A 24,156-nucleotide genomic window follows, 5' to 3' on the forward strand; every position below is an offset into this window, starting at 1 on the left:
GCGCTGGGCGAGGCCGTGCTGCCCGGCACGCGGCTGCCGTGGGCGCGCCTCGGCGCGGGCGTGCTCGCCGCGGCGGGCGGCGTGGTGCTGACGGTCGTGCTGTCGGGCCTGACCACAGAGGCGGCCGCGAGCCCGGTCACCATGTTCACGGCCCTGCTCTGGACGACGGCCGTGGCCCTGCTCGGCCCGCTGATCGCACGGGCGGTGACCGCGCTCCCTCTACGGCTGCCCGGCGCCGCCGGATACCTGGCGAGCAAGAACCTGCGCGCCTCCGTCGGCCGGATGGCGTCGGTGATCACGCCGCTCACCCTGCTGACGGCGCTGACGTGCACGATCCTGTTCTCCCAGACCACGACCGGGCACGCCGCCCAACGCGAGCTGGACGCCGGGATCACGGCCGATCACGTGCTCGCGCCCGGCGCGTCCGCCGCCGCCGCGCGCCGGGTGCCCGGCGTGACGGCCGCCGCCGAGATCCTGCGCACCTCGGTCCGCATTGACCTGACCAAGTACGGCGCGCAGGCCGTCACCGCGCTGGACGGCCTCGCCGATCTGGGTGTGGTGTCCGGGACCCTGAAGGGCTTCGCCGACGCCTCGGCCGCAGCCGGCGGCGCCGCCACCTCGGCCGCGGTCAGCAGCACCGCCGCCGACCGGCTCGACGTCACCGTCGGCGACCGGATCGACCTGGTGCTCGGCGACGGCTCGCCCGCCACCGTGACCGTGGCGGCCATCTACGAGCGCGGCCTCGGCTTCGGCGACCTGACGCTCTCCCGCGCCCTGGTCGCCGGCCACGTCGACGACCCGCGGCCCACCGTGCTCGTCGCCGGTGGCGACCGCGCCGCGCTGGAGCGGGCCTTCCCCGGCGTGGCCGTACTCGACCACGCCCAGGCCGGCGCGGCGGGCACCGGCGGCGCGGAGGTCAACTACGTCGCGATGGGGCTGATCATCGCCTTCTGCGCCATCGCCGTGGTCAACACGCTGGCCATGTCCATCTCGGCCCGTTCCCGCGAACTCGCCCTGCTCCGCCTGGTCGGCACCACGCGCCGGCAGCTCCTGCGCATGCTCCGCGTCGAAACCCTCACCGCCACCGCGGTGGCCGTGGCCATCGGCACGCTGATCTCCCTGGCCGTCCTGACCGCCTTCAGCAACGGGATGACCCGTACGCCTCTTCCCTACGTCCCGCCCCTCACCTACGTCGCGATCATCGCGGTCACCGCCGCGCTGGCCATGGCCGCGACGGCCATCCCGGCTCGCCTCACCCTCCGCGTGCACCCGGCCGAAGCCCTCGGGGCCCGCGAGTAGCGTGTGGCGCGCTGGTCGGCGTCGACCGGTCGCGGGGAGTGCTCAGTCCAATGTCTGGTCCAGCAGGCGCTCGGCCAGGCGTCGGACGGCGGTGCGCAGTTCCCGCGGCGACGAGATCGTGAACCGGAAGCCGAGCCCGGCGAGCATGGCGGCCATGCCGTCCAGGGACTCGGCACGCGTGCGCAGGAGGACTCCGTCCGGTGTTTCGGTGAGTGTGGCCACCGACGGCGGGATGCGGCGGGACGCCTCGGCGAGGGGAACGTGCAGGATGACCTCGACGACGTGCGCGTACGGCACCTGGGCCAGCGACGCGGTGACCTGCCGCACCGGGTCGGCCTCCTCGGGGATCTCATAGGAAGCCGTCCCCGGGACGACAGCGGAGATCCGGTCGACGCGGAAGGTGCGGATCTCGCCGGACCGGTGGTCATGGCCGGTCACGTACCAGCGGCCGGAGTGGAAGACCAGGCCGTGGCCGTCCAGCTCGCGTTCGGTCCGGGCGTCCTTCCAGGAGCGGTAGCGCAGGGTGACCCGGCGGCGGTCGCGGATGGCGGCGGCCAGGGTCAGCACGGCCCGGCTCGCGGGCGTCGGCGCCGCACGTTCGGCGAGGGTGAAGTCGAGGGTCTCCTCCAGGGCGCCGACCTGTTCTCGCAGCGTGCTCGGCAGCACCCGCCGGATCTTGGCCAGGGCGGCCTCGGTGGCCTCGGCGGCGAGGCCCAGGCGGCGTCCGGCGAGCAGGCCGAGGACCACGGCGGTGGCCTCGTCGTCGGTGAGCATCAGCGGTGGCAGCTTGTAGCCGGGCATCAACTGGTAGCCGCCGTAGCGGCCGCGTTCGGCGGCGACCGGGATGCCCAGCTCGGCGAGTCGGGCGGCGTAGCGCCGTACGGTCCGCTCGTCCACACCGAGTCGCTGCGCCAGGTCGCGGCCGCCCAGCCCGTGGTGCGCCTGGAGCAGTTCGAGCATCGCCAGCATCCGGGTCGCCGGATATGACACAGGTCACCCACTTAATCCGGGCGGATTCTGTCCGCTATCGGCATTAGCGTAGCGACATCGGCTCACTGGAAGGACGATGAGATGGCGAACTACGTGCTGGTTCCCGGCTTCTGGCTCGGCGCCTGGGCTTGGGACCAGGTGGCGCGGAGCCTACGCGCCGCCGGACACCAGGTGCGGGCGGTCACCCTGACGGGGCTGGCGGAGCGGGCTGGGGAGCTGTCGCCGGAGGTCGGCGTGGAGACCCATGTCGTCGACATCCTCGCGGCGATGGACGGATGGGAGGAGGTCGTGCTGGTCGGGCACAGCGGGGCGAGTGTCCCGGTGACCGCGGTCGCCGACCGGCATCCCGAGCGGCTCAGCCGGGTGGTCTACGTTGACACCGCGCCACTGCCGTCCGGTGTGGCGGTGATCGACTTCAATGACGAGGACACCCAGAAGGACTGGCGCGCTCAGGTCGGGGACGGTCACACGCTCGACGCGCCCTCCTTCGAGCAGGGGGAGAGGCAGTTCGCGGGACTGACCGAGGAGGATTGGGCGCAGATCCTCGCGAAGGCGACGCCGCAGCCGTGGGGCGCGGCCACCCAGTCGGTTCAGCGGCCGGAGCAGATCCCGGCGACGCCGAAGACCATGGTCGCCTCGACGATGCCGGTGGCGCTGATCCGTAAGCTGATCGCTTCGGGGAACCCGGCGTTCGCCCCGCTCGGCACACCCGAATGGACCTTTGTCGAGCTGCCGACCGGCCACTGGCCGATGTTCTCGCGACCGGCGGAGCTCGCCGCCTTGCTCTGACGGCCTCCACATCGTGTCCGACACGGTGCCGGCCGGGCTTGACTCTGACATTGATGTCGGAGTTTAGCGTCGGCGGCATGACGAACGAATACGCGCTTCCTCAGCCTCGCTTCGACGTTCTGGTGCAAGGCGACGGCCCCGCGCTCCTGCTCGCCCACGGCGCCGGCGGCAGCATCCACGGCAACTTCGGCCTGGTCCTCGACGACCTCTCCCGTGACCACACCGTCATCGGCCCGCACTACCCGGGCTCCGGCGCCACCCCGGTCGCCACGGAACCGCTGCACCTCGACGAGCTGGCCGACCAGTTGGTGGCATCCGCCGTCACGCGGGGACACGACTCGTTCGCGGTCCTGGGCGAGTCGCTGGGCAGCGCCGTGGCGGTCCGGGCCGCCAGGCGGCACCCCCAGCGGGTCACGGCACTCGTGCTCACCGCGGGGTTCCCCGTCGCGGACCCGGTCCTGGCGTTGGCCGCCCAGCTCATCAAGACGCTGGCCCGTGCCGGTGAGTGGGGCGCCCTGGCCCGCCTGGCCTGCTTGTCGTGCCTGTCACCGGCGCGCCTGGCGGAGATCTCCCCGGCCGACCTGGACGCCATGGTGGCGCTGGCCCAGGAGGGGATGCCACCGGGGACGGTGGACCACTTCGACCTGGTGTCGCGGGTGGACGTGCGCGAAGACCTCGCGTACGTGGCCGTACCCACCCTCGTCGTGGTGCCGACCGGTGACCGGCTGGTCCTCCCCGACAGCTCCTACCGCCTGGCCGCCGGCATCCGCGAGGCCAAGCTCGTCGAACTCCCCGGCGCCGCGCACATTCTGGCGGAGCCCGACCGCGCGACCTGGCTGCGACTCGTCCGCGAGTTCCTCGCCCCGATAGCCCCGATCGCCCCGCGCCCGGCGTGACGGCTGTCCCCGGGACCGAGCAGGCCGGTGCGTTGACACTGGCCGACGTGGTAGGCGGCGGCCCGGCCCGGCCGCATCCGTGAGATCATTCCTGCGATCAGTCTGGCGGCTTCGAGGCGTGTGGAGTCCGTCTCGGCGTGAGATCGAAAGGTTGTGGACATGCTCCGTACCCCTCTGGCCGTCCTGACCGCGGGAATCGTCGGAGCCTCCGTGCTGTCCCTGGCCGATCCGCGACCGGCCGTGGCCGCCTCCGCCCTGACCTGCTCGGCGGTCGTGCCGGTGTACGGCATCGACGGTGCGGGAAAACTGCGCTGGTACGGCCACCGCGCCGGCGCCTCCGGCGGGGGCTCCTGGGTCGCCGACAGCGGCAAGGAGATCGGCTACGGCTGGAACACGCTGGCCAAGGTGTTCTCCGGCGGCAACGGCGTGATCTACGCGGTCGACGCCGACGGAAACCTGAAGTGGTACCGCCACCTGGATCCGGCGACCGGCGAGCGCGGCTGGGCTCCCGGCGAGCGCACGGTCATCGGCAACGGCTGGGGCGACTTCGTGGACATCGTGTCGGCCGGCTCCGGGGTCATCTACGCCCTCGACAAAGCCGGAGACCTGCACTGGTACCGCCATCTTTCACCGACGACCGGCGAGGCCCGCTGGGCGGCGGGGAGCGGCAAGGTCATCCGTTCGGGCTGGACGGCGATCACCACTCTGATGACCGGACGCGACGGCACGCTGTACGGCGTGAACACCAAGGGACAGGTCCGCTGGTACGACCACACCGACCCGGTCGCCGGCGGCACCACCTTCGGCCTGGGCACAGGGCTGGTGACCGGCGAGGGCTGGAACGACTACCGCAGCCCGTCCGGCGCCGGAGCGGGAGTCGTCTACGCGCTCGACGCGTCCGGCCGGATGTGGTGGAACCACCATGCCGACCCCCTCGCCGGGGCACCGGTCTGGCACGACCGCCGCCCCCTGAACGAAGGATTCGCCTCCTTCACCACCCTGTTCGCCGACGCCGCCGCCTGCGCGCAGGGGCAGTCCTTCACCGGTTACACCCCCGGCAAATCCGGCCAGAACCTCTACTACAGCCAAGGCCGGGTCGGCGCCGTCCTGACGGAAGGCGCCCGTACCGCCGTCACCTACGGCCAGCAACGCAAGTTCGCCGAGCCGACGACCGAGGCGACCGTCTCCACCCGAGCCTGGGTCCGCCTGCTACCCGGCCCGTGGTCACCCTCGGCGCCCTGGGCGGCCTCGTGGCCGGCGGCCAACATCGCCAGGACCGACGAGGATCTGCTGGAGATCGCCACGCAGTATCTCGTGGACGCCCCCGCCAAAGTCCGCGACGGCCTGCGCTACGCGGGCGACGCCCACTACGGTCCCCTGCTCCCGGACGGCACCCGGGAAGAGGGCTCGGACTTCAACGACTACCTCGGCCTCTCATGGACCTACGACGACAGGGTCGACCCCCCGGAGGCCCGGCAGAAGGAATCGCTGGACTGTTCCGGTTTCGTGAGAATGGTCCTTGGCTACCGCGGCGGCTACCCCCTGGGCATCGGCGACACGCTGAGCAAGTCCGCGATTCCCCGCCGAGCCGTGCAGATGGCCGACGACAACGCCCCGGGGATCACCGTGATCGACGGTGGCACGGCCAAGCCCACGTCCTACGCGGAGCTGCAGACGGGCGACCTGCTGTTCTGGGACGCCGGCACGGACGACGGCACAGCCATCGACCATGTCGGCATCTATCTGGGAATCGACTCCACCGGCAAACACCGGTTCATCTCCAGCCGTAAGACGGTCGACGGGCCGACGCTGGGCGACGAGGGCGGCTCCTCGACCCTCGACAGCGCCACGCTCTACGACCGCTCTTGGCGCAAGGCCAAGCGCGCCTGACCCGCAGCCCTTGTGACAGGGCGCGGGCGGCGGCCTATCCGGATCGCGCCCTATGACGCGGTGCGCGATGTCCACCAGGCCGCCACCTGCGCCCTGGAGGTGCATCCGAGCTTGCGCAGGATCCGCTCGACGTGGCCCTCGGCCGTGCGCTGCGCGATGATCAGTCGTTGGGCGATCTTCTTGTTCGTCAGTCCCTCGGTGATCAGCTCGGCGATCTCGAGCTCTCGCGGTGTGAGCTGCTCGACGTTCGCCGTGACGCGCGGCTCGCGGGGCGACGCCTTCGTCGGTTTCGCGAGAACGTGGTCGATCGTGGCCGTGGGCGTCATCCGTGCGCCCCGCTGGTACGCCTCCTCGAACGCCGCCTCGCCCAGCGATTCACGCGCGTACTCACAGGCGTTCGTGTGTTCCTCTCCCCACGTGGCGTACCGCAGGAGAGAGATCCCCGCCTTGCCCCAGGTCGCATGTGCCGCGCCGAGCAGCCAGGCCACCGACGCCGCCTCCGTTCGCCGAGTCGCCACCCAGGACAGCGACTCCAGGCACGCACCGATGACGGTCGGGTCCTCGAAGTCGCGATTGATGTCGAGAATCTCCTTGAGCAGGCGCGTGGCCTCGTCGAGATCTCCTTGCCGGCGCCTGAGGTCGGCGAGGACCCACAGGAGATACGACTGGTTCCAGCGTGCGCCCCGGCGAGCGCACTGCTCGATCACCGGACCGCAGAGTTCCACGCCCGCATCGATCTCGCCCAGGACGCCCAGCACGCCCGCCAGGTCCGCGGTGGCGAGCCAACGTCCCGGCAGGTCGCCCGTCACCTCGTGATGATCACGCGCCGCGCTCAAGAGGCTCCTGGCCTCCGGGTAGTCGTGGTCGCAGGCCGCGCTCAGCCCCAGGACATAGGTCGCGTACGCCCGGCTGCGGTCGTCGCCGAGCCGCTCGGCCAGGGCACGGCTCTCCTGGCCATGGCGGCGGGCGGCTTCGACGTCACCCTGATAGAACCCCAGCCAGCCGGCCAGCCACAGCCCTCGGGCCCTGGCCGCGTCCGCCGCGGCGCCCCTCGGCAGGGCGGCCAGCAGGCGCTCCACGTGGCGTCGGCCCTCGCCCACCGCGTGCGCCAGCCAGAAGGGCCAGAGGTCCGCGGTGAGGTGCAGGCCGCTGACGGCCTCGTTCGGAGTCGTCAGGCAGTACTCGATCGCGGCCCGGAGGTTGTGCCGCTCAGACCTGAGCCGCCGGCTCCAGTGACGTTGTTCCGACTCCGCCCATCCGGTGGTCGCCTGTGAGGCGAGCGCGCCGCACCAGTCGCGGTGCCGCGCCCTGATCATTTCCAGCTCGCCCGATTCGTCCAGGCGGCCACGGCCGAACTGCCGCAAGGTGTCGAGCATGCAGTAACGCACACCCGTGCTGTCGTCATCCCGGATCACGATCGACTTTTCGACGAGACTGTGCAGCCGATCCAGCAACTCCTCCGCGGGGAGGTCGTCGTCACAACACACCGCTTCCGCCGCCGCCAGGTCGAAGCCGCCGGCGAAGACGGTCAGCCTCGCCCACAGCGTACGGTCGAGCGGATCCAGCAGGTCGTAGCTCCACTCGACCATCGCCGTGAGCGAGGTCTGCCGGGTGTCGTGGGCCCGGTGCCCGATGGTCAGCAGCTTGAATCGATCATCAAGCCGGGCGGCGATCTGCGCCACGGACAGTGAGCGCATACGAACCGCGGCCAGTTCGATGGCGAGGGGGATCCCTTCGAGATCGCGGCACAGACGTGCCACCGCCGGGCACGTGTCGGCATCCAGTCGGAACTCCGGGAAGACCGCCTGTGCCCGGCTGACGAACAAGCTGACGGACTCGTAGCGCATCAGGACCTCGGCGGGCTCTCCTGCCGAGGGCTCCAGCGGCACCGTGAGCGGCGGGACCTGGAAGATCTGCTCACCCTCCAGGCCGAGCGGCTGACGGCTGGTCGCGAGGATCCGAAGACCCTCGGACGCCCGGAGCAGGGTGCGGGCGAGATGGGCGCAGCCGTCGACCAGATGCTCGCAGTTGTCCAGGACCAGCAGCCCTTGCCGACCGGCCAGGTGGTCGGTCGGCGGTTCCGTCCGCGACGTGGTGGACACGTCGGGAAGGCCCATCGCCGCGGACACCGTCTGCGGGAGGAGACTCGGGTCCGTCAGCGTGCTGAGGTCGACGTACCAGACGCCGCCGGGGAACGCCCGGTGCCGTTTACGCGCCGTGTGCAGCGCGAGCCGCGTCTTGCCGATGCCGCCTGGACCTGTCAGAGTCAGCAGCCTGCTCGACTCGAGCAGGCGGCGGACCTCGGTGGCCTCCTTGCGGCGGCCGATGAAGGGGGTCAGTTCGGCGGGGAGCACGCGACTCGACCGTGAGATGCTGCCACCGGCTCGTGTCCTCCTGCCTCCGGGACCCTTTGTCCAATCCGGCGATTGTAGTTCGGGGTCGCGGGCGGCGGATCCGGTGCAGGTCAGGCTTCCCGGCGTGCGGTACTTCCGGCCCGGGTCAAGCCGGTCGCTTGACCGCCTCGAACGCGCTCGGCAGGCCGTCGGCGCCGTGGCCGAGGGCGACCGCGCGCGTGATGATGGACTTGAAGAATTCCGGCACGTCAACACCTATGCCACGGGCGCGGCTGGTCTCGATCAGGCGATCCATCGCGTTCAGGTGAATTTCGAGGGTCTCTTCGTCGCTCGGATACCTGCCCTCGTCGACCTGCCTGGCGACTTCGTGGAAGACCGCTTCAATGGACCTGAGAAACTGAATGGCGACGGGGAGGAACGTCGACGCCTTGCTCCCCTCGGTGCCGACCAGGGAGAAGGCGTGGAAATAGCCGCTCAGGACACCCCATTCCACGCCGAGCAGGCTCGAGTCGTACAGCGAGGCCATGCCGTGATCGGCTCCGAGGTAAGACGTGGCGCCGCCCAGGACGTTCAGCATCTCTCGCTCGGCCGCGAACACCGCCTCTGATCCACTGTAGAAGAGAACGGCCTCAGACCCCCCGACACCGCTCGGCGTCGCCATCACAGCCCCGTCGAGATAGTGGACGCCGCGCTCTGCCGCCCACGCGGCCGCCTCGCGGGCCTGTTCGGGAGTGCCCGTGCTCAGGTGTACGAGGTGTCTCCCCGAGAGGGCATCACCGCATGACTCCAGCACCTCGTACGCGGCCGGGTAGTCCGTCACGCAAACGATCACCGTTGGGCTCGCCGCGACGGCGTCGCGAACGGTCGCGGCTCGGGTCGCCCCCAAAGACACCAGCTCATCGGCCTTCCCGGCGGTGCGGTTCCACACGGTGGTCGGGTGTCCGTTCTTCACCAGGACCCGGGCCAGAGCCGAGCCCATCAGGCCGAGACCGATGACGGTGACCGGTGAACGATCGTCGTGGGCCATCACAGTGCCCTCCCCCTTGCTTCAACTGCGACAGAGATGGCACGCTTGCCCATCTCACTTCCTCTCTCGGACACACGAACCGGGCCGACGCAGCATCTCGTCCGCGAGCGCCTCGCAGGGACGAGCCACGGCTGACATCAGCTCACGGGTTCGCCGAACAGTCTGGGTGACCTGGCGTCGCGGCGTTAGGGGAGAAATCCCCAACTTCCACGTGTTCCCCGTGAAGTCGCCCCAACAGCCGTGGTCCCACCGGCCTTGGTGAGGCCGGTGGGACCACGTTCTCGCGACCGCCCTCCGGGTTTCGGCGGTCGTCCTTGCTGGTTACCGGAGGTAGTAGGCGCGGATCACGGTCTGATCGATGCCGTTGCCCTGACCGTCGTCGGCCTTGACCCGCAGCCCGACGAACCCGTTGTGCTTCTTCGGCGGATTGATCGTCGGTTCGACCAGGCCCTTGGACCCGGCCTTGCCGTCGAAGACGGGCTGCCAGGTCGCCCCGTCATCGAAGGTCGCCCACACCTTGACCGCCCACTTCGCCGGCGCCGCCGGGCCGCCACGCTGGTAGCCGAGCTGGATAGGCGCCTGGTGCCGCTTGGCGGGTACGGCGTTGTTCAGATCCACCGGCAGCCGGTACTCGGTCATGACCAGCGGGATCCGGGTTTCCGGGTCGGGGTTGTAGTTCAGCGACCACTCCGTGCTCGTACGGGTCGACAGCGGATACGGGTCCAGCGTGGTGTCCACCACGACGCGGTACGAGCCAGGCTCCTTGATGTGGCACTCGGCGGGCCCGAAAGCCTTGGGGAAGCTCGGCGTGTCGCAGAGCTGCTGGTCACCGCGGTAAACCCGGGTTCGGTTGGTGACGTTGTTGCCCCAGAACCACAGCCCGCCGGAACCCTCGCCGGCACCGAGAACGGGGTCGTTGTAGTCGCCCACGCCGTGCCGCCAGTAGAGTCCGGCCCAGCCGTGCATGGCGAACGGAAGGTCGAGTGCCTGTTGCGGCACCATCGGCGCCTTCATCAAGTTACGGGTGACCTGCTGGCCCGCGGCCACCGCCGGTCTGAACCCGGCCGCGGTCCACCTGCACTGCGCCGGAGCCGGGAGCTCGCGGGTGACGGAGCAGTGGCTGTCCGTCAGTTTCTCACTGCCGGGCATCACATACTCTGTCCGGACGAGCGGCAGCGTTCCCGCCGTGATCCGGGGCCCGACGCCGAACCGCACGGTGTCGTCGCCCGGTTCTCCCGGGTAGGCGGCATGGAAGCGGGTCGTCACCGTGGCCAGGCTGTCCTGAGCGATCGTGTAGACCGGATCGGTCACCGCCTGTGCCGGGCTGGACTGGACCTGGTAGTCATATGCCGCCGGAGTGTTCGAGTCAGCCCTCAGCTTCGCCGGCCGCTTGCCGACCAGCTTTGCCAGGGCCGCACCGTCCGCGGGCGAGACCACGGTCACCCAGATCTTGTGGTCCCAAGCGGCGTATCTGACCGGCGAGCCGGCATCGACCGCGAGGACCACTCCCACCGCCCCCGCCTCGGTCGCGGCCCGGACCTCGTCATCGATCAGGGCGAGGAGCGCGTCGTCTTCGCCGTCCGTGCGAGGCTTCTCCCGGATCAGCGCGACCTTGCCGCGCAGATCCGCCCCGGCCAGCGACTGCGGGCTGCCGTCACCGGCGTCGACCAGCACGATGTCCCCATCGGTGGGGAGCTTCTTCCGACAGCCGAAGCAGGTCCAGTTGTCCGTGTAGACGGCCTGCTCGTCCCGGGGAAGAAACGCCGGGATTCGCTGACGGCTGTCGCCGCTGCGCAGCTCCAGGGGCTGGGGGATACGGATCGATGCGTATTTGACGGTCACCCCGGCCGGCTGTGGCCCGAGGGCCTGGTAGAGCCCGTAACCTTGACCGACGAATTCCGAGTACTCGACGTCCCCATCGGCGTACGTGACCGTGGTCGCCTCGTTGATCGAGGGACGATCGGTGCGGATCTGGAATTCTCTGGCCTGCCGGGTTTCGATGGGCAGGACGCGGTCCTGGTCGTGCTGCACCGTCCAACCGGCGAATATCGCGATCCGGTCGAGGAACTGCCCGACGCTGCCGAAGATGCGATAAGTGTCCGCAGGCAGGTCGCCGACGACCCCGCTCTGCATGTTGATCCACTTGTCGCGCCACCACTCGCCCTCGTCGAAGTACTGCACCCACAGGCTCGAGACGTCGCCGCCCTTGGCGATGGCGAGGGAGCGAAGCGGGTCAGGGGCGTTGCCCGCCATGTCGGTGGCGTTCACGACCAGCTTGTGGCGTTCCGGGTCGTGGGTGAAGCTCAGCGTGGTCGCCACCTTGACGCCGTTGGGCCCGTCGGCGGTCAGCCTGCCGTAGAAGGTGCCGAACGGGGTGAGGGTGTTGTCGATCTTGACCGTGGCCGTGGCGGTGCCACCGGCCGGCACGCTCACCTGGGCGGGCTCGACCTTGACCGCCCCCGCCGGGGGCGTCCAGTCGGTCTGACCTCTGAAGTACTGGGCCGTCGTGCCGGTGTTCGGCCGCCAGAACTGGCTGGTCAGGTCCAGGGTCACCGGCGCGTCACCGCTGTTGGTGTAGGTGATCGTGCCGGTCTGGGTCTCGGACGGGAACAGGTCCACCCCCAGGTTGAGTATCCCGGTGGCGTGCAGCTTCTGGGTCACCGCGCGGCCGACGTCAGCCAACCCGGCCCCTTGCACCCAGGCGAACTCCTCGTTGGGGGTGGCCGTGCTGGTCAACGCGTCGCGGATCTGCTGCGCGGTCCAGTCAGGGTGCTGCTGCCGTACGATCGCCGCTGCCGCCGCCACGTGCGGCGCCGCCATCGACGTACCACTGATCTGCATGTAGCCGCTGCCGTCACAGACCGGGTCGGTCGAGCAGATGACGTTGTCGTCGTTGTTCGCGCTGGCCGCCAGGATGTTGGTGCCGGGCGCGGAGATCTCGGGCTTGATCGCGAAGTCTCCGGCGCGCGGGCCCCACGAGGAGTAGGCGGCCCACGAGGCGCCGTCGCGGGACTTGGCCCCCACTGCCAGCGCCTCATCGGCCACCGCCGGGGTGCCGACCGCGTGGACGACGGGCCCGCTGTTGCCGGCGGAGGTGACGAACAGGGCGCCGGTGCGCCGGCTGATCTCGTTCAGGGCCTGGGACATCGGGTCCGTGCCGTCGGTGCAGCAGCCGCCGAGGCTCATGTTGACGATTTTGGCCTTGCCGGCCGCCCACTCCATGCCGGCGATGATCCAGGAGTCGTACCCGCCGCCGTCGTCGTTGAGCACCTTGCCGTTGAACAGGCCCGCCTTCGGCGCAGTGCCCGCGTTCTTCCCGTCGGACCTGGCACCCGTCCCGGCGATGATCGACGCCACGTGCGTGCCGTGCCCGTACCGGTCGGTCGGGCTGTCCCCGCCCGGCTGGTCGGCCGGTACGAAGTTCTGTGCCTCGATCACCTTGCCCGCGAGGTCCGCGTGGCCGGCGTCGACCCCGGTGTCCAGCACCGCCACCGGCACCCCGGCACCGTCGAACCCGGCCGTCCACGCCTTGTCCGCGCCGATCGCCACCCGGGACACATCGTCGGACGCCTTGACCTTGCCGTCCAGCCACACCTTCTTGATCCGGGGGGCCATCGTCAACGGCGCGGCAGCCCCGGACCTGGCTCCCTTCACCGGTTCGGTGACCGCGGACCAGAACTTCGTGCCCTGCTTCTTGTCCACGCCCATCGCGACCGCGCCCGCGATCGGCAGCCGGCGCCTGACCTGCGCACCGTCCACCGGTTCTGTGGGAGGCTGGGCGCCGTCGGGGACCTTGTAGTCGACGATCAACGGCAACTGCTTGATCTTGTCATCGGTGTACCCGTCGCGGACCAGCAGCGACAGGTTGAACAACCGCACGTCGAGCTGCCCCGCCGCGAGCAGCGGAGCCGCCACCCCCGGTAACGCGAACAACTCATCGCCCTGGGTGATGATCCGCACATCGCCTTGTGGCGCCACATCGGTCACCACCTGGGCCGTGCTGTCCTTCCCTTTCCCGCTCACCCGCACCACGTCACCGGTCACCAGCGTGACCAGGTGCGAGTCACCTGCCGCGGGGCCGTCAGGACCCGGCTGCCCGGCCGTCGCGGCCCCGCCCTGGGCGGCGCCGCCGAGCGGAGGGGCGGCCTGCACCTGCGCGGAGACTCCAGGCGGTGCCAGTACGGACAGCGCCAAGACACTTGACAGGCCGCAGGCGAGCAACAGCCCGCCCCGCCTGCCGATTCGCATTGATCGCATGAAAATTCCTTCAGACTCGAGAACACGGAGAACATCGCGGCGACACCCGACGACGAGCGTCGCGGTCCACCACGCACGGCACTCGGACAGAGGTCACGCCGGCACCCATCCGTCACCGTCGTGCGTCTCACCCGTCCCCGGCGTGTCCGGGGACGGTTCGCCGGGCGATGGCACGGCCGGGCCGTCGGTTTGCAGGGATCCAGGAGCGTCGCCGGCGTGGCCGGTCACGTCCTGCGTGTCGGGGTCAGGAGACACGGGCCCGGTGGGGGTCCGTGGCGTAGCTGGATCGGTCGTGCTCATGCCGACACCATGCACAGCGGGACGATCGCAGACCTATGGTCCGTCTGTACCATTCGCACGGTTCGATGCCGCGAGGCGAACCGCGAGGGCCATGCGGGAGTGCACCCCGAGCTTGGACATCGCCGCGGCGAGCTGCTTGCGAACGGTGTTGGGCGACACGAACAGCTCCGCCGCGATCTCCTTGTTGGTCCGGCCTCTGCTCGCCAGCTCCGCCACGTCCCGCTCACGTGGCGACAGCTCGGATCCGTACGCCGGGCGTCGCCCGCCGCGCTGGGGGGACGGCAGGGAGATGCCGTACTGGCGAGCCAGATTCGCCGCCCGTCCCCGGTCCCAGGTCGCGCCCAGCCGCTCATAGACCGTCACCGAGGTACGCAACGGGTCACCGGCCTCCACGAGGCGGCCTGCCTCGGCCAGGCAGCGGGCGGCCCGCTCCGCCGCCTGGGCGGCCTCGTACGGGGCCCGCGCGGCCTCGTACAACGTCGCGGCCGCGAGGAACTCGTCGGCAGAAGAGGTGAGAACCCCGCGCGCATGACGAACGGCGGCCGGCGCCAGCGGGGCGTCCAGACCGCGAACCTGCCGCTCCACGCGGTCGACCAGGTCGGCGGCCTGGGCAGGTTCGCCGGCCGCCACCAGCACCTCCACGGCGGACGGGAGCAGACGACCGGTGGGAGCCCAGACCCCCTTGGCCGCGAGCACCTCCAGACACCGGTTCACCTGGTCCACGGCCTCCTCGACGTCGCCACGGAACAGGGCGACGCGGCTGAACGCCGCCACCGCGATCGGCAGCAGCAGGAAATCGACCGGCCTCTCCGCCGCGCCGAGCACCTCGGACAGCCGCCGGCGCGCGTCGTCGACCTCGCCGTGCGCCAGGGCCAGGCAACCGGCCACCAACTGCACGTCCACCCCGACCTCCGAGGTGAGAGAGTCGGACAGCTCGTCGACCAGCGTCGCGATCTCGGCCGCCAGCCCTTCCCACTGCCCGCGGCAGTAGGCCAGCAGGACCGAGCTGGCCTGCAGCGCGAGTTCGAGCCGCCTGTTCTCCTGCGCCATCGGGGCGTCGAGGCCCTTGCCGAGCAGTCGCTCCGCGATGTCCAGGTGCCCTGCCCAGCACGCGGAGGCGCCGATGGACCACAGGGCGGCCACCTCCCGGCGCTGCCGAGCCGCTCCGCCGACGCGCTCCATGACACGATCCGCCAGGCCGCGCCAGGCCGGATCTCCGTACACGACCAGGGACATGCCGACCTTCCCCAGCACGAAGGTCTCGAGCTGGGGATCGTCGAACTCGGTGACCAGCCGGACGGCCCGGCCGAACCACTTCAGGTCCTCGGCCAGCGGGACCGTCAGCGGGGACATCACGCCGAGTCCGACCATGGCCCTGGCGCGCAGATCGGCGCGGTCGACCAGGTCGTCCACCGCACCGGCGAGCAATCGGAGCTGGCGCGGCGGGTCGTCACCGCACCGGTTCAGGGCGATCGCCAGCCACAGCCGCAACTCGCCGCGGAGCTGACGGGGCAGTTCCCCGTCAAGCGCAGCGGTCAGCAGATCGACGACGTCGCCGGCCCTGAGGGTCTCCTCGACGGCGCGGCCCAGCTTCACCGCGAGCCGGCCGCGCCGTACGGGATCGAGCGCCGCCGTACGCAGGACGTCCTCGAGCAGGCGAACGGCCTCCACCTCATTCGCCAATCCGACGGCGTGATCAGCGGCCAGTTCCGCGGCGTGTGCCCAGTCGTCGAACCGGCCGGCCTGCTTCAGGTGATGGGCGACCTGGCCGAGCGGAACCGGGACCAGCGCCCGCAGGGCATGAGCGACCCGTCCATGGAGTTCGCGGCGGCGCGGCCCCGACATGTCGTGATAGACGGCCTGGGCGGCCAACTGATGCCGAAACCCGATCAGGCCGTCGTGCTCGACGAGCAGCCCCGAGCCGAGGGCGTCCTCGGTGGCGCTCTCGTCGACCGCCGCCCCATCCGCCAGCACGTCCGGTACAACCGGCACCTGGACCACCGCGGCCGCCTGGACCAGCCGCTGCGCCGCGTCCGGCAGCCTGGCCACCCGCTCCAGGGTGGGGTCACGGATCCCGGTCGGCACCTCCAGCGTGTCCAGCGCCTTGCGCTCCCAACGCCCGCCGTGACGGACCAGCATGCCGCGGGCACGGATGAGCGCCAGCACCTCCTCCACCGCCAGCGGCAGCCCCGAGGTCCGCTCCCACAGATAGCCGGCGAAGTCCGCCGACACCGTCTGGCCGTCCAGGATCGCCGCCACCATGTCGCCCGTGCGCTCCCTGTCCAGCAGCCCCAGGCGGACCCGCTCACGGCGGACGCCGGCGGGGACCCTGGCCGTCAGCGCGCGAACCGCGGGAACCGTCGGCTCCTCGACCCGATGCGTCACCACCAGGGCCAACCGCGGCGGCAACTGCGACACCAGATAGGCGATGAAGTCGCAGGTCTGCTCATCGGCCCAATGCAGGTCCTCCACCACCAGCACCGTCGGACCAAGGCAGGCGAGCACCTCGATCAGGCCGCGAAACACCCGATGCCGCTCCGCGCCGCGATCGTCCAGCGGCTCCGGCATCGGCGGCAGTACGTCGGCCAGCTCCGGCAGCAGCGGACGCAACGCCCCCGCCACCGCACCCAGCCGCGCGCCGTCAAGCTCGTCCCGCAGCCCGCGCACCGCCTCGACCAGCGGACCCAGCGGGAACAGCTCACGGATCGGGTGACACCGGCCCACCAGCCGACGCGACTCCGCGACGTCACGATGGCCCAGCAGCTCGGTCACCAGGCGGGTCTTGCCCACGCCCGCCTCGCCCTCCACCGCCACCACCACCGGCGGCGCCAGCATCGCCGCCACCACGGTGTCGAGCTCGGCTTCCCTCCCCACCAGAACCGGTGACGTCAGCAGCCGCGGGGCGGCACCAGTAGCTCCAGCATCCAGCTCGTTGACCATGAGTCCTCGACATGATCGGACCGGCCTTCAAGCATCAGCGCAGCAGTGGCGGACCGTCAAGAATCAGCCCCGCCCCACGCCCGGGGACACACCCGGCCCTGAGCGCAGGTCCGCGGCACAAATCCCAGGTCAACCAGGGTCGGTGTCAGGCCGGCCCGGGTTCGGCGACGCCGAACTGTTCCACCGCAGGACATCGTGCACCGTGAGTCGTTCACCGGTTGGCTGCGAACCGCCGTCGCGGATCGGTCAGGAGACGCGGGTCGCCTTCTCCGCCGTCCCGCGGAACTTCGTGCCGTCCCACCGGTAGGTCTGGCTGGCCACGGACGCCCAGTCAACCGGGTCCGGCCGGTCGCTGGTGGCCGCGTGGGCGACGCCTCCGCCCAGGACCGTCGTCAGTGCGGCGGTCAGGGCGGCCTGGGACCCGTGGGATGGGAGCGCCCCGACCGTCTCTCCGCGCTCATGAGAGAGGTCGATGCGGTGGTTCAGTCAAGGATCTCGACGTATCCGTCGGCGCCGTGAACGCGGATCCGCTGCCCGTCCCTGATCAGCCGGGTGGCCTGCGCCACACCCACGACGGCCGGCAAGCCGTACTCACGCGCGATCACCGCCCCGTGCGTCATGACACCGCCCACCTCCGTCACCAGTCCGGCGACGGTGACGAACAGAGGAGTCCAGCTCGGGTCGGTGTAGGTGGTGACCAGGATGTCGCCAGCATCGAGGTGGGCCCGCGCCATGTCCATGACGACCCGGGCACGGCCCTCGACGGTCCCGGCCGAGACCGGGAGGCCGGCCAGCGCGCCGGGCGGGAGGTCGTCACGCCGGTACCGGCCACTGATGGCCTCGCCGTCCGAGGTGAGGACCCGGGGCGGTGTGAGCGCCTCGTACGACCGGAACGCCTCCCGCCTTTCGCGGACGAGTTCGGCGTCCGCGTCGCCGGTGCGTACGACCTCCTGCAACTCCTGGAACCGGAGGAAGAAGATGTCATCCCGCTCGCGCAGGGTGCCGGACCGGACCAGGCGATCGGCCTCCCGCAGCAACGCCTGCTTGTAGACGAAATAGCGGCTGACCATGCCGTACTTGGGGTACTCCCGGTAGCCGGCGAAGGTGCGGACGCGGTCGATCATCCGCTTGGTCTCCTCGGCCTTCTGCTCGCCGTCGGGCAGGGCGCGCAGTCGCGTCAGCAGTTCCTGTTCCTTCCGCCGTGACTCCTGACGTCCTTGTTCGAAGTGTCGTTTGCCGGCGCCCGGCTCGAAGTTCTTGATGTTGCCGAGGATGACGGGCACGAGCGTGGCGGGCCGCTCGCTCCAGCGCGTTCTGGTGATGTCGATCTCGCCCGCGCAGCGCATGCCGTACTCGTCGAGGTAACCCCGGATGGCGTCATGCGCCTCCCGGCCGCCGGCCAGCCCGGCCAGCTCGGTCAGGAAGCCGTCGTCCTCCCGGCCTTCGTCCACGACCCGGTGCAGGAACGTCACGACGTCCGCGTGCGGCCGGATCGTGTCCGCGACGTCGAGGAGCGCCAGCCCCATCTCCGACGTGACATTGTGCGGGACGGACTGCGTGAGTGCGTCGGCCGCGTTCTTCTCGCCCAGCCACGTCTCGACGTGGTCGTTGAGCCACCAGGTCGCCTCCATCGCCGCCATGATCACCTGGTTGCTCCGCGGCGCGAACAGGACGCGCTTCAGCTCCGCGAGGTCGGCCAGGATGAAGTCGAGCAGCGCCGGCCCGGACAGGCTCCGGATCTTGTGCTGCAGGGTGGCGACGGACGCCTGACTGTCCCGGATCAGTTGGGTGACGACGGCCGGATCGGTCTCGATCGGGGCGGGCGGGTCACCGGCGGGCGCGGTGCCAGGGCTTTCCGCCGGAAGCGAGCGGACGAAGTCGCCGCGGTCGAGGACGGTCTGCAGCGCGTCCCGGACGAGCGGGTCTGACCTTCCCATGGTCCCGATGAGGATCGCGCGACCCGCGGGCGTCGCCAGGATGGGGGCCACGTCGACGAACAACCGTCCGCCCGCCTCGTGCATCGGCCGCGGGGTCGTCAACTGCCACAGGGAGAGCCCCAGCGGCTTCATCGCGTCGGTCATCATCTGCTGGTGACCGACGGAGACGTAGACGTGGTTCTCCTGGTCATCGGTCGCGGGGACGGGGAACAGGGTGGTGATCGGCCGGCTCTGGACGATGTGGAAGTCGTCGCCGGTCAGGCACCATTCGATGTCCTGGGGCCGGCCGAAGTGCGCTTCGATGCGCCGGCCCAGCCGCACCAGGCGTACGACCTGCGTCTCCGTCAGAGCCGGCTGCGTCTGCCGCCGCGGCTCGATCGGCGCGTCCTGGGTACCGCCTCCCGGCGACGCCCGTACGAGCCGCGGCTTGGTGGCGACCGCCGTGGTGACGACCTGATCGTCGCGCACCGTGTAGACGTCCCCGGCGACCAGGCCGGAGACGAGCGCCGCGCCGAGCCCCCAACCGGCTTCCACGGTGGCGATCTTCCGGTTCGAGGTCACGGGGTCCGCGGTGAAGAGGATCCCGGCCGCGTCCGGGAACACCATCCGCTGGACGACCACGGCCATCCGCACCTTCCGGTGGTCGAAGCCGTTGCGGCACCGGTAGGTCACCGCCCGCTCGGTGAACAGCGAGGCCCAGCACCGCCTGACGTGCCGCAGGATCTCCGTCAGGCCCACGACGTTCAGGTACGAGTCCTGCTGGCCCGCGAAGGACGCGGTCGGCAGGTCCTCGGCCGTCGCGCTGGAACGTACCGCGTAGGAAGCCTGCTCCCCGAGCCGGGCGAGCGCTTCGCCGATCGCTGCCACGAGATCGTCGGGAATCGCCACGCCTTCGACGACGCGGCGGAGGTCGGCGCTCACCGTGCTGATCGCCGCGCGGTCGTCCGGTCTCACGCGCGCCAGCAGGTCGAGTTGGGCGTCGAACGACGGCGCCGCGGCCACGACCCGCTGGAAGGCGTCCGTCGTGACGCAGAAGCCGTCCGGCACGCGGATGCCGTCGAGGTGCGAGAGCTCGCCCAGGTGCGCGCCCTTTCCGCCGACGTCCGCGATATCCGTCGAGTCGATTTGCTGGAAACCCATCACGTAGCCCAATTCCGATGCCCCATCGTTCGCCGGGTCGGTTCGCAACGGGCAAGTATGGAGCACTTTTCGGTGCCTCATGAGGCGCGCGAGTCTGATATAAGCTGAAAGTGGCGGGGAGTGGTGGGCGCAGCCTCCCCGACGTGCCCCAACCGATCGCGCGTTCCTGTCATTTCCAGGCGCGGTCGAGGAAGTCGGCGATGAGCGGCGCGATCCGCGGCAGGTGGTCTTCGAGGGCGAAGTGGCCGGTGTCGAAGACATGAAGTTCGGCATCGGGGACATCGCGTAGATAGGCGTGCGCGCCGGGCTCCGGGAAGAACGGGTCGCCGGCGCCCCAGGTGATGAGCATGGGCGGCTGGTGCTCGCGCAGCCAGGTCTGCCAGGCGTCGTAGCGTTCGACATTGGAGTGGTAGTCGAACGCCAGCGTGACCTGGGCCTGCTTGCGTCCGGGCAGGTCGAGGAAGTGCTGGTCGAGCGTCCAGCCGTCCGGGGCGATCAGTTCGGGGTCGGTGACGCCGATCTCGTACTGGCCGCGCGTTCCCTCGGGCGTGAGCAGGCCGCGGATCGTCTCCTCGGCGCCTGGCCGGCCGGGGCGCAGTGCGATGAAGTCGCGTGCGCCGTCCGACAGGCCGTCGGCGTAGGCGTTGCCGTTCTGGACGACGAGGCCGGCGATCCACTGGGGATGACGTTCGGCGAGCCGGAAGCCGACCGGTGCGCCGAAGTCGAAGACGTACATCACGAAGCGGGTCAGGCCGAGCCGCTGGACGAAGCCTTCGGTGACGTCGGCGAGCCGGTCGAAGGAGTAGGTGAAGTCGTCGGGGGCCTGAGTGTGCCCGAAGCCGGGGTAGTCGGGGGCGATGAGCCGGTAGTGGCCGCCCAGCACGTCGATGAGACGGCGGAACTGGTGCGACGCGGAGGGAAATCCGTGCAGGAGCAGCAGCACGGGCGCGTCGGCGCGGTCGGGGAGGGATTCGCGGTAGAAGACGCGGACACCGTCGACGTCCACCTGCCGGTGGACGGTCCGGGCAATCGGAGGGAGCAGCATCTCTAATGCCTTTCCGTCAGGAAGATATGTTACATCTTGCGGCCCTCTAACTAACGTGTCAATCCAGGGAAGTAGTATTAGGCCCGTGAGCGCCATCGTCCCGCTGACCGGAGAACCCCTGGCCCTGGATCTGGTCAACACCCGTACGGCCGTCGGTGATCTCCTCACCACCTCCGACGACCTGCGCGCCTGGCTGGAACTCCAGGCCGGACGGCTGCCGGACGCGCAAGCGGCAGCAGATCCCGGCCCCGACGACCTCGCCGCGGTGCGTGCCGTGCGCGAGCACACGGCCAACGCCCTGCACCGCGTCCTGCGCGGTGAACCTCCTGCCGAGGCCGACCTCACGGCGCTCAACGACATCCAGCGCGCCGCGCCCGCCATCAGCGAGCTGACCTGGAACGGCTCGGCGATCACCGCTCAGCGTCGCCGCACCGGCCCGATCGGCGCGCCGCTGGCCGCCTGGCTCGCCGAGGCGGCCGCCGACCTCCTCTCCGACCCGGCGGTCACCAGGATCCGGCAATGCGAGGCCGACGACTGTGTCCTGCTGTTCCTGCCCGCCCATCCGCGCCGCCGCTGGTGCTCGGCCGCCCGCTGCGGCAACCGGGTCCGCGTCGCCCGCCACTACCAACGCCACAAGACCGTCTGACTGACACCGCCCGATCCCGATCAGGCGACCCCGCCGGGGCGGGACTCGCGGAGCATGATCAAGCGAGTGCGGTCCTCGGCGCCGTGCAGGGCGGCCACCCGCCGGCCGCGGCGCCGGTACAGGCCGAGAGCGTCCGCGGCCAGGCGGTCGGCGAGCGCTCGGGCGGTCTGGTGGGGCTCCGTCCACGGCGGGCGGGTGAAGACCTCGTCCGCGGTGTCGGTCACGGCGGTCAGGATGCGGTGCACCTCGTCGGCCGGGACGAGCCGGATCTCGAAGGTGGCGGCGCCCGCCTGGCCCCGCGGACCAAGCTCGGGCCGGGCGGGCGTCGCCGGCATGGGGTGTTTCAGGCGCCGCGGGCGGCGTCGTAGCGGGCGATGACGTCGTTCCAGTTGATCAGGCCCCACAGCTTCTCGACGTAGTCGGGGCGCACGTTGCGGTACTGCAGGTAGTAGGCGTGCTCCCAGGCGTCGAAGACGAGCAGCGGGGTGGTGTTCATGCCGACGTTGCCGTGGTGGTCGTAGACCTGCTCGACGACCAGGCGGCGGCCCAGCGGCTCCCAGGCGAGCACGCCCCAGCCGGAGCCCTGGACGGTGGCGGTGGCGGTGGTGAGCTGCTTCTTGAACGCGTCGAACGAGCCGAAGTGCTCGTTGATGGCGTCGCCCAGCTCGCCGTCGGGGCGGTCGCCGCCGTCGGGGGAGAGGTTCTGCCAGAAGATCGTGTGCAGGACGTGGCCGGACAGGTTGAACGCGAACGTCTTCTCCAGCCCGACCAGCCCGCCGAACTCGCCCTTGTCGCGGGACTCGGCCAGCCGGTCGAGGGTGTCGTTGGCGCCCTTGACGTAGGCGGCGTGGTGCTTGGCGTGGTGCAGCTCCAGGATCTCGCCGGTGATCGCGGGCTCCAGCGCGGCGTAGTCGTAGGGCATGTCAGGAAGGGTGTACCGACCCATGACGTCTATCCTCCAAAGCTCCTACTTGCATATATCTTGCAACAACAATAGCTGTGCAACTTGTCGACGTCCCGGGCGGCGTGCCGACAACGGTGGCGGCATCCGCTCGGCTCCTGGCCATCGAGGCCCGTCTCGTGGCGGCACATCTGCGAAGATTGTGTTTCTGCATATGATCTGCAACTGAACGGCTCCGGAGGAGTGCATCCTGTGACCGTGCCGACGCCCTCCGACTCGGACACGTCCCGGCCTCCCACACGGTCCGTCGTTCGCGACGGGCGTTTCATCCGGCTGTGGTGCGGCACCACCGCCTCGGGCCTGGCGACCTGGGCGCTGCCCTTCGTGCTCGGGCTCGCCGTGCTGGACCGAACGCTCACGGCGGCCGGTCTCGGGGTCGTCCTGGCCACCCGTACGGTGGGCTTTCTCCTCGCGGTGCCGGTCAGCGGCGTTCTGGCCGATCGGTACTCGCGCCGGGCGGTGGTGTTGTGGGCCGGGCTGGCCGCCGCCGTGGCCACTCCGGTGATCGCGCTCGGGCTGGGCGGTTCCGTTCTGGTCATGGCGGTCGCGGCGGCCGTCGTCGGGGCCGGTCAGGGCGCGTGCCGGCCCGCGTTCCAGGCACTCACCGCCGAGGTGGTCGAAGCGGAGCGGCGGCAGCAGGCCAACGCCGCCATCACGCTGGCCGTACGCGTCACCACCCTGGTCGCGCCGGCGGGCACCGCGCTGCTGGCGGTCGTCCTCGACACCGGGCTGCTGGTCGTGGGCACCGGGCTGCTGTGGCTGCTCGCCGCGTTCCTGCCGCCCCGTGGGCTGCCCGCGCCGGCGCCCACGGGGGAGCGGCCGCGGCTGCTGAAGGAGTTCGGCGAGGGCGTACGCGAGGCGCGCCGGCATCCCTGGTTCTTCGCCGGCCTGGGCGCGCTGGCCGCCGTCGTCTTCACCGGCTACTCCGTCACGGGGGTGGCGCTTCCGCTGGTCAGCCGCGACCGCTACGGCACAGAGGCGGTGCTGGCGGCGGCGCTGACGGCGTACACGGTCGGCGCCCTGGCCGGAGCGGTGCTCGTGGCCCGGTGGAAGCCGCGCGCTCAGGGATGGGTGGCGCTGGCCGGTCTGGCCTTCTACGGCTTCGCGCCGCTGAGTCTGCTGCTGCCGGTGCACCCGGTGGTGGTGTTCGCCGCCTACGCGCTGACCGGGCTGGGCATCGAGCTGTTCAACGTGCCCTGGTTCACCGCCACCCAGCGCGAGGTCGAGCCGCGCCTGCTGGCCCGCGTCTCCTCGCTGGACTTCCTGGTCTCCTACGGCCTGGCCCCCGTCGGCCTGGCCTTTCTCGCGCCCGCCATCGACGTCTTCGGCTGGCAACCGGTCCTGGCCGGCTGCGCGGCGGTGTGCTTCCTGGCCCCCGCCGCGGCGGCCCTGGTGCCCAGCAGCCGCGGCTTCTCCCGCCGCGCGCGCGTCTGAGGCGGCGAGGGCGGCGCGGCCTTCTCACCGCGACGTCGGGCTGGAAGGATGAGTGCCGTGTCCGCCCTGGAACGGGTCTCGCGCCACGCACGAGCCGCTGTTTTCGCGGCTGTGTGCGTCTTCATGTCCGCGGGCGGCCATGTCCTCGCCGGTGGTGCTCCGGTCGCGGTGCCCACGTTGTTCGCCGGCTCCGTGGCGGCGTTCGTCCTGGCGTTCGTGCTCTGCGGACGCGAGCGCGGGCCCGAGGTGAT

The 24,156-nt window shown here is 70.7% G+C and carries 15 protein-coding genes; 6 read left to right on the forward strand and 9 right to left on the reverse strand.

Features of this window, described 5'->3' with window-relative positions:
* Positions 1-1,299, forward strand: a 1,299-nt coding sequence (locus tag ABD844_RS20060) for an ABC transporter permease (RefSeq protein ID WP_344879686.1), incomplete at its 5' end; no start/stop codon positions are given.
* A gap of 42 nt (positions 1,300-1,341) precedes the next feature.
* Here the strand turns inward: ABD844_RS20060 and ABD844_RS20065 are convergent.
* Positions 1,342-2,289 carry a helix-turn-helix transcriptional regulator gene (locus ABD844_RS20065; RefSeq protein WP_344879689.1) on the reverse strand — a complete coding sequence of 316 codons (948 nt, stop codon included), beginning with the start codon at positions 2,287-2,289 and terminating at the stop codon, positions 1,342-1,344.
* Positions 2,290-2,370: 81 nt separating this feature from the next.
* Here ABD844_RS20065 and ABD844_RS20070 point away from each other — a divergent pair, with 81 nt between their 5' ends.
* From ABD844_RS20070 to ABD844_RS20080, 3 genes are all read left to right on the forward strand, one after another.
* A complete protein-coding gene (locus tag ABD844_RS20070; RefSeq protein ID WP_344879692.1) occupies positions 2,371-3,078 on the forward strand; it encodes an alpha/beta fold hydrolase in 708 nt (235 codons plus the stop codon).
* Positions 3,079-3,155: 77 nt separating this feature from the next.
* The gene (locus ABD844_RS20075) at positions 3,156-3,974 is read left to right on the forward strand and encodes an alpha/beta fold hydrolase (RefSeq protein WP_344879695.1); all 819 of its coding nucleotides are present in this window, start codon (positions 3,156-3,158) and stop codon (positions 3,972-3,974) included.
* A gap of 159 nt (positions 3,975-4,133) precedes the next feature.
* The gene (locus tag ABD844_RS20080) at positions 4,134-5,864 is read left to right on the forward strand and encodes a tachylectin-related carbohydrate-binding protein (RefSeq protein WP_344879698.1); all 1,731 of its coding nucleotides are present in this window, start codon (positions 4,134-4,136) and stop codon (positions 5,862-5,864) included.
* 50 nt (positions 5,865-5,914) lie between these two features.
* Here the strand turns inward: ABD844_RS20080 and ABD844_RS20085 are convergent, their stop codons facing one another.
* The 6 genes from ABD844_RS20085 to ABD844_RS20110 form a co-directional block, all read right to left on the reverse strand.
* Entirely contained in the window at positions 5,915-8,218 is a 2,304-nt protein-coding gene (locus tag ABD844_RS20085; protein WP_344879701.1) for an ATP-binding protein, read from the reverse strand.
* A gap of 145 nt (positions 8,219-8,363) precedes the next feature.
* The gene (locus tag ABD844_RS20090; protein ID WP_344879952.1) at positions 8,364-9,245 is read right to left on the reverse strand and encodes an NAD(P)-dependent oxidoreductase; all 882 of its coding nucleotides are present in this window, start codon (positions 9,243-9,245) and stop codon (positions 8,364-8,366) included.
* Between the two features lie 321 nt (positions 9,246-9,566).
* Positions 9,567-13,502: a S8 family peptidase gene (locus tag ABD844_RS20095; protein ID WP_344879704.1), complete on the reverse strand. Its 3,936-nt coding sequence runs from the start codon at positions 13,500-13,502 to the stop codon at positions 9,567-9,569.
* A 333-nt stretch (positions 13,503-13,835) separates the two neighbouring features.
* Positions 13,836-16,742 (reverse strand): helix-turn-helix transcriptional regulator, encoded by a 2,907-nt coding sequence (locus ABD844_RS20100; protein ID WP_344879707.1) that lies wholly within the window; start codon positions 16,740-16,742, stop codon positions 13,836-13,838.
* Positions 16,743-17,224: 482 nt separating this feature from the next.
* Complete coding sequence (gene rph / locus ABD844_RS20105; RefSeq protein WP_344879710.1) at positions 17,225-19,819, reverse strand: rifamycin-inactivating phosphotransferase; 2,595 nt, start codon at positions 19,817-19,819, stop codon at positions 17,225-17,227.
* A 169-nt stretch (positions 19,820-19,988) separates the two neighbouring features.
* Positions 19,989-20,864 carry an alpha/beta fold hydrolase gene (locus ABD844_RS20110; RefSeq protein WP_344879713.1) on the reverse strand — a complete coding sequence of 292 codons (876 nt, stop codon included), beginning with the start codon at positions 20,862-20,864 and terminating at the stop codon, positions 19,989-19,991.
* A gap of 85 nt (positions 20,865-20,949) precedes the next feature.
* On the opposite strand from ABD844_RS20110, the gene ABD844_RS20115 reads away from it, so the two are divergent.
* The gene (locus ABD844_RS20115; RefSeq protein WP_344879716.1) at positions 20,950-21,510 is read left to right on the forward strand and encodes a CGNR zinc finger domain-containing protein; all 561 of its coding nucleotides are present in this window, start codon (positions 20,950-20,952) and stop codon (positions 21,508-21,510) included.
* Positions 21,511-21,530: 20 nt separating this feature from the next.
* Here ABD844_RS20115 and ABD844_RS20120 read toward each other — a convergent pair whose 3' ends face one another.
* Complete coding sequence (locus ABD844_RS20120; RefSeq protein WP_344879719.1) at positions 21,531-21,845, reverse strand: hypothetical protein; 315 nt, start codon at positions 21,843-21,845, stop codon at positions 21,531-21,533.
* Positions 21,846-21,853: 8 nt separating this feature from the next.
* Complete coding sequence (locus ABD844_RS20125) at positions 21,854-22,456, reverse strand: superoxide dismutase (protein ID WP_344879723.1); 603 nt, start codon at positions 22,454-22,456, stop codon at positions 21,854-21,856.
* Between the two features lie 207 nt (positions 22,457-22,663).
* Here ABD844_RS20125 and ABD844_RS20130 point away from each other — a divergent pair, with 207 nt between their 5' ends.
* Positions 22,664-23,905: an MFS transporter gene (locus ABD844_RS20130; protein WP_344879726.1), complete on the forward strand. Its 1,242-nt coding sequence runs from the start codon at positions 22,664-22,666 to the stop codon at positions 23,903-23,905.
* Positions 23,906-24,156: the final 251 nt, after the last annotated feature.

The organism is Nonomuraea antimicrobica (assembly GCF_039536965.1).
Taxonomy (GTDB): domain Bacteria; phylum Actinomycetota; class Actinomycetes; order Streptosporangiales; family Streptosporangiaceae; genus Nonomuraea; species Nonomuraea antimicrobica.

Coding starts and splice junctions, on each gene's coding strand:
- ABD844_RS20110 (WP_344879713.1), bottom strand. CDS start 20,864: ATGCTGCTCCCTCCGATTGCCCGGACCGTCCACCGGCAGGTGGACGTC.
- ABD844_RS20070 (WP_344879692.1), top strand. CDS start 2,371: ATGGCGAACTACGTGCTGGTTCCCGGCTTCTGGCTCGGCGCCTGGGCT.
- ABD844_RS20080 (WP_344879698.1), top strand. CDS start 4,134: ATGCTCCGTACCCCTCTGGCCGTCCTGACCGCGGGAATCGTCGGAGCC.
- ABD844_RS20075 (WP_344879695.1), top strand. CDS start 3,156: ATGACGAACGAATACGCGCTTCCTCAGCCTCGCTTCGACGTTCTGGTG.
- ABD844_RS20125 (WP_344879723.1), bottom strand. CDS start 22,456: ATGGGTCGGTACACCCTTCCTGACATGCCCTACGACTACGCCGCGCTG.
- ABD844_RS20100 (WP_344879707.1), bottom strand. CDS start 16,742: ATGGTCAACGAGCTGGATGCTGGAGCTACTGGTGCCGCCCCGCGGCTG.
- rph (WP_344879710.1), bottom strand. CDS start 19,819: ATGGGTTTCCAGCAAATCGACTCGACGGATATCGCGGACGTCGGCGGA.
- ABD844_RS20095 (WP_344879704.1), bottom strand. CDS start 13,502: ATGCGATCAATGCGAATCGGCAGGCGGGGCGGGCTGTTGCTCGCCTGC.
- ABD844_RS20090 (WP_344879952.1), bottom strand. CDS start 9,245: ATGGCCCACGACGATCGTTCACCGGTCACCGTCATCGGTCTCGGCCTG.
- ABD844_RS20120 (WP_344879719.1), bottom strand. CDS start 21,845: ATGCCGGCGACGCCCGCCCGGCCCGAGCTTGGTCCGCGGGGCCAGGCG.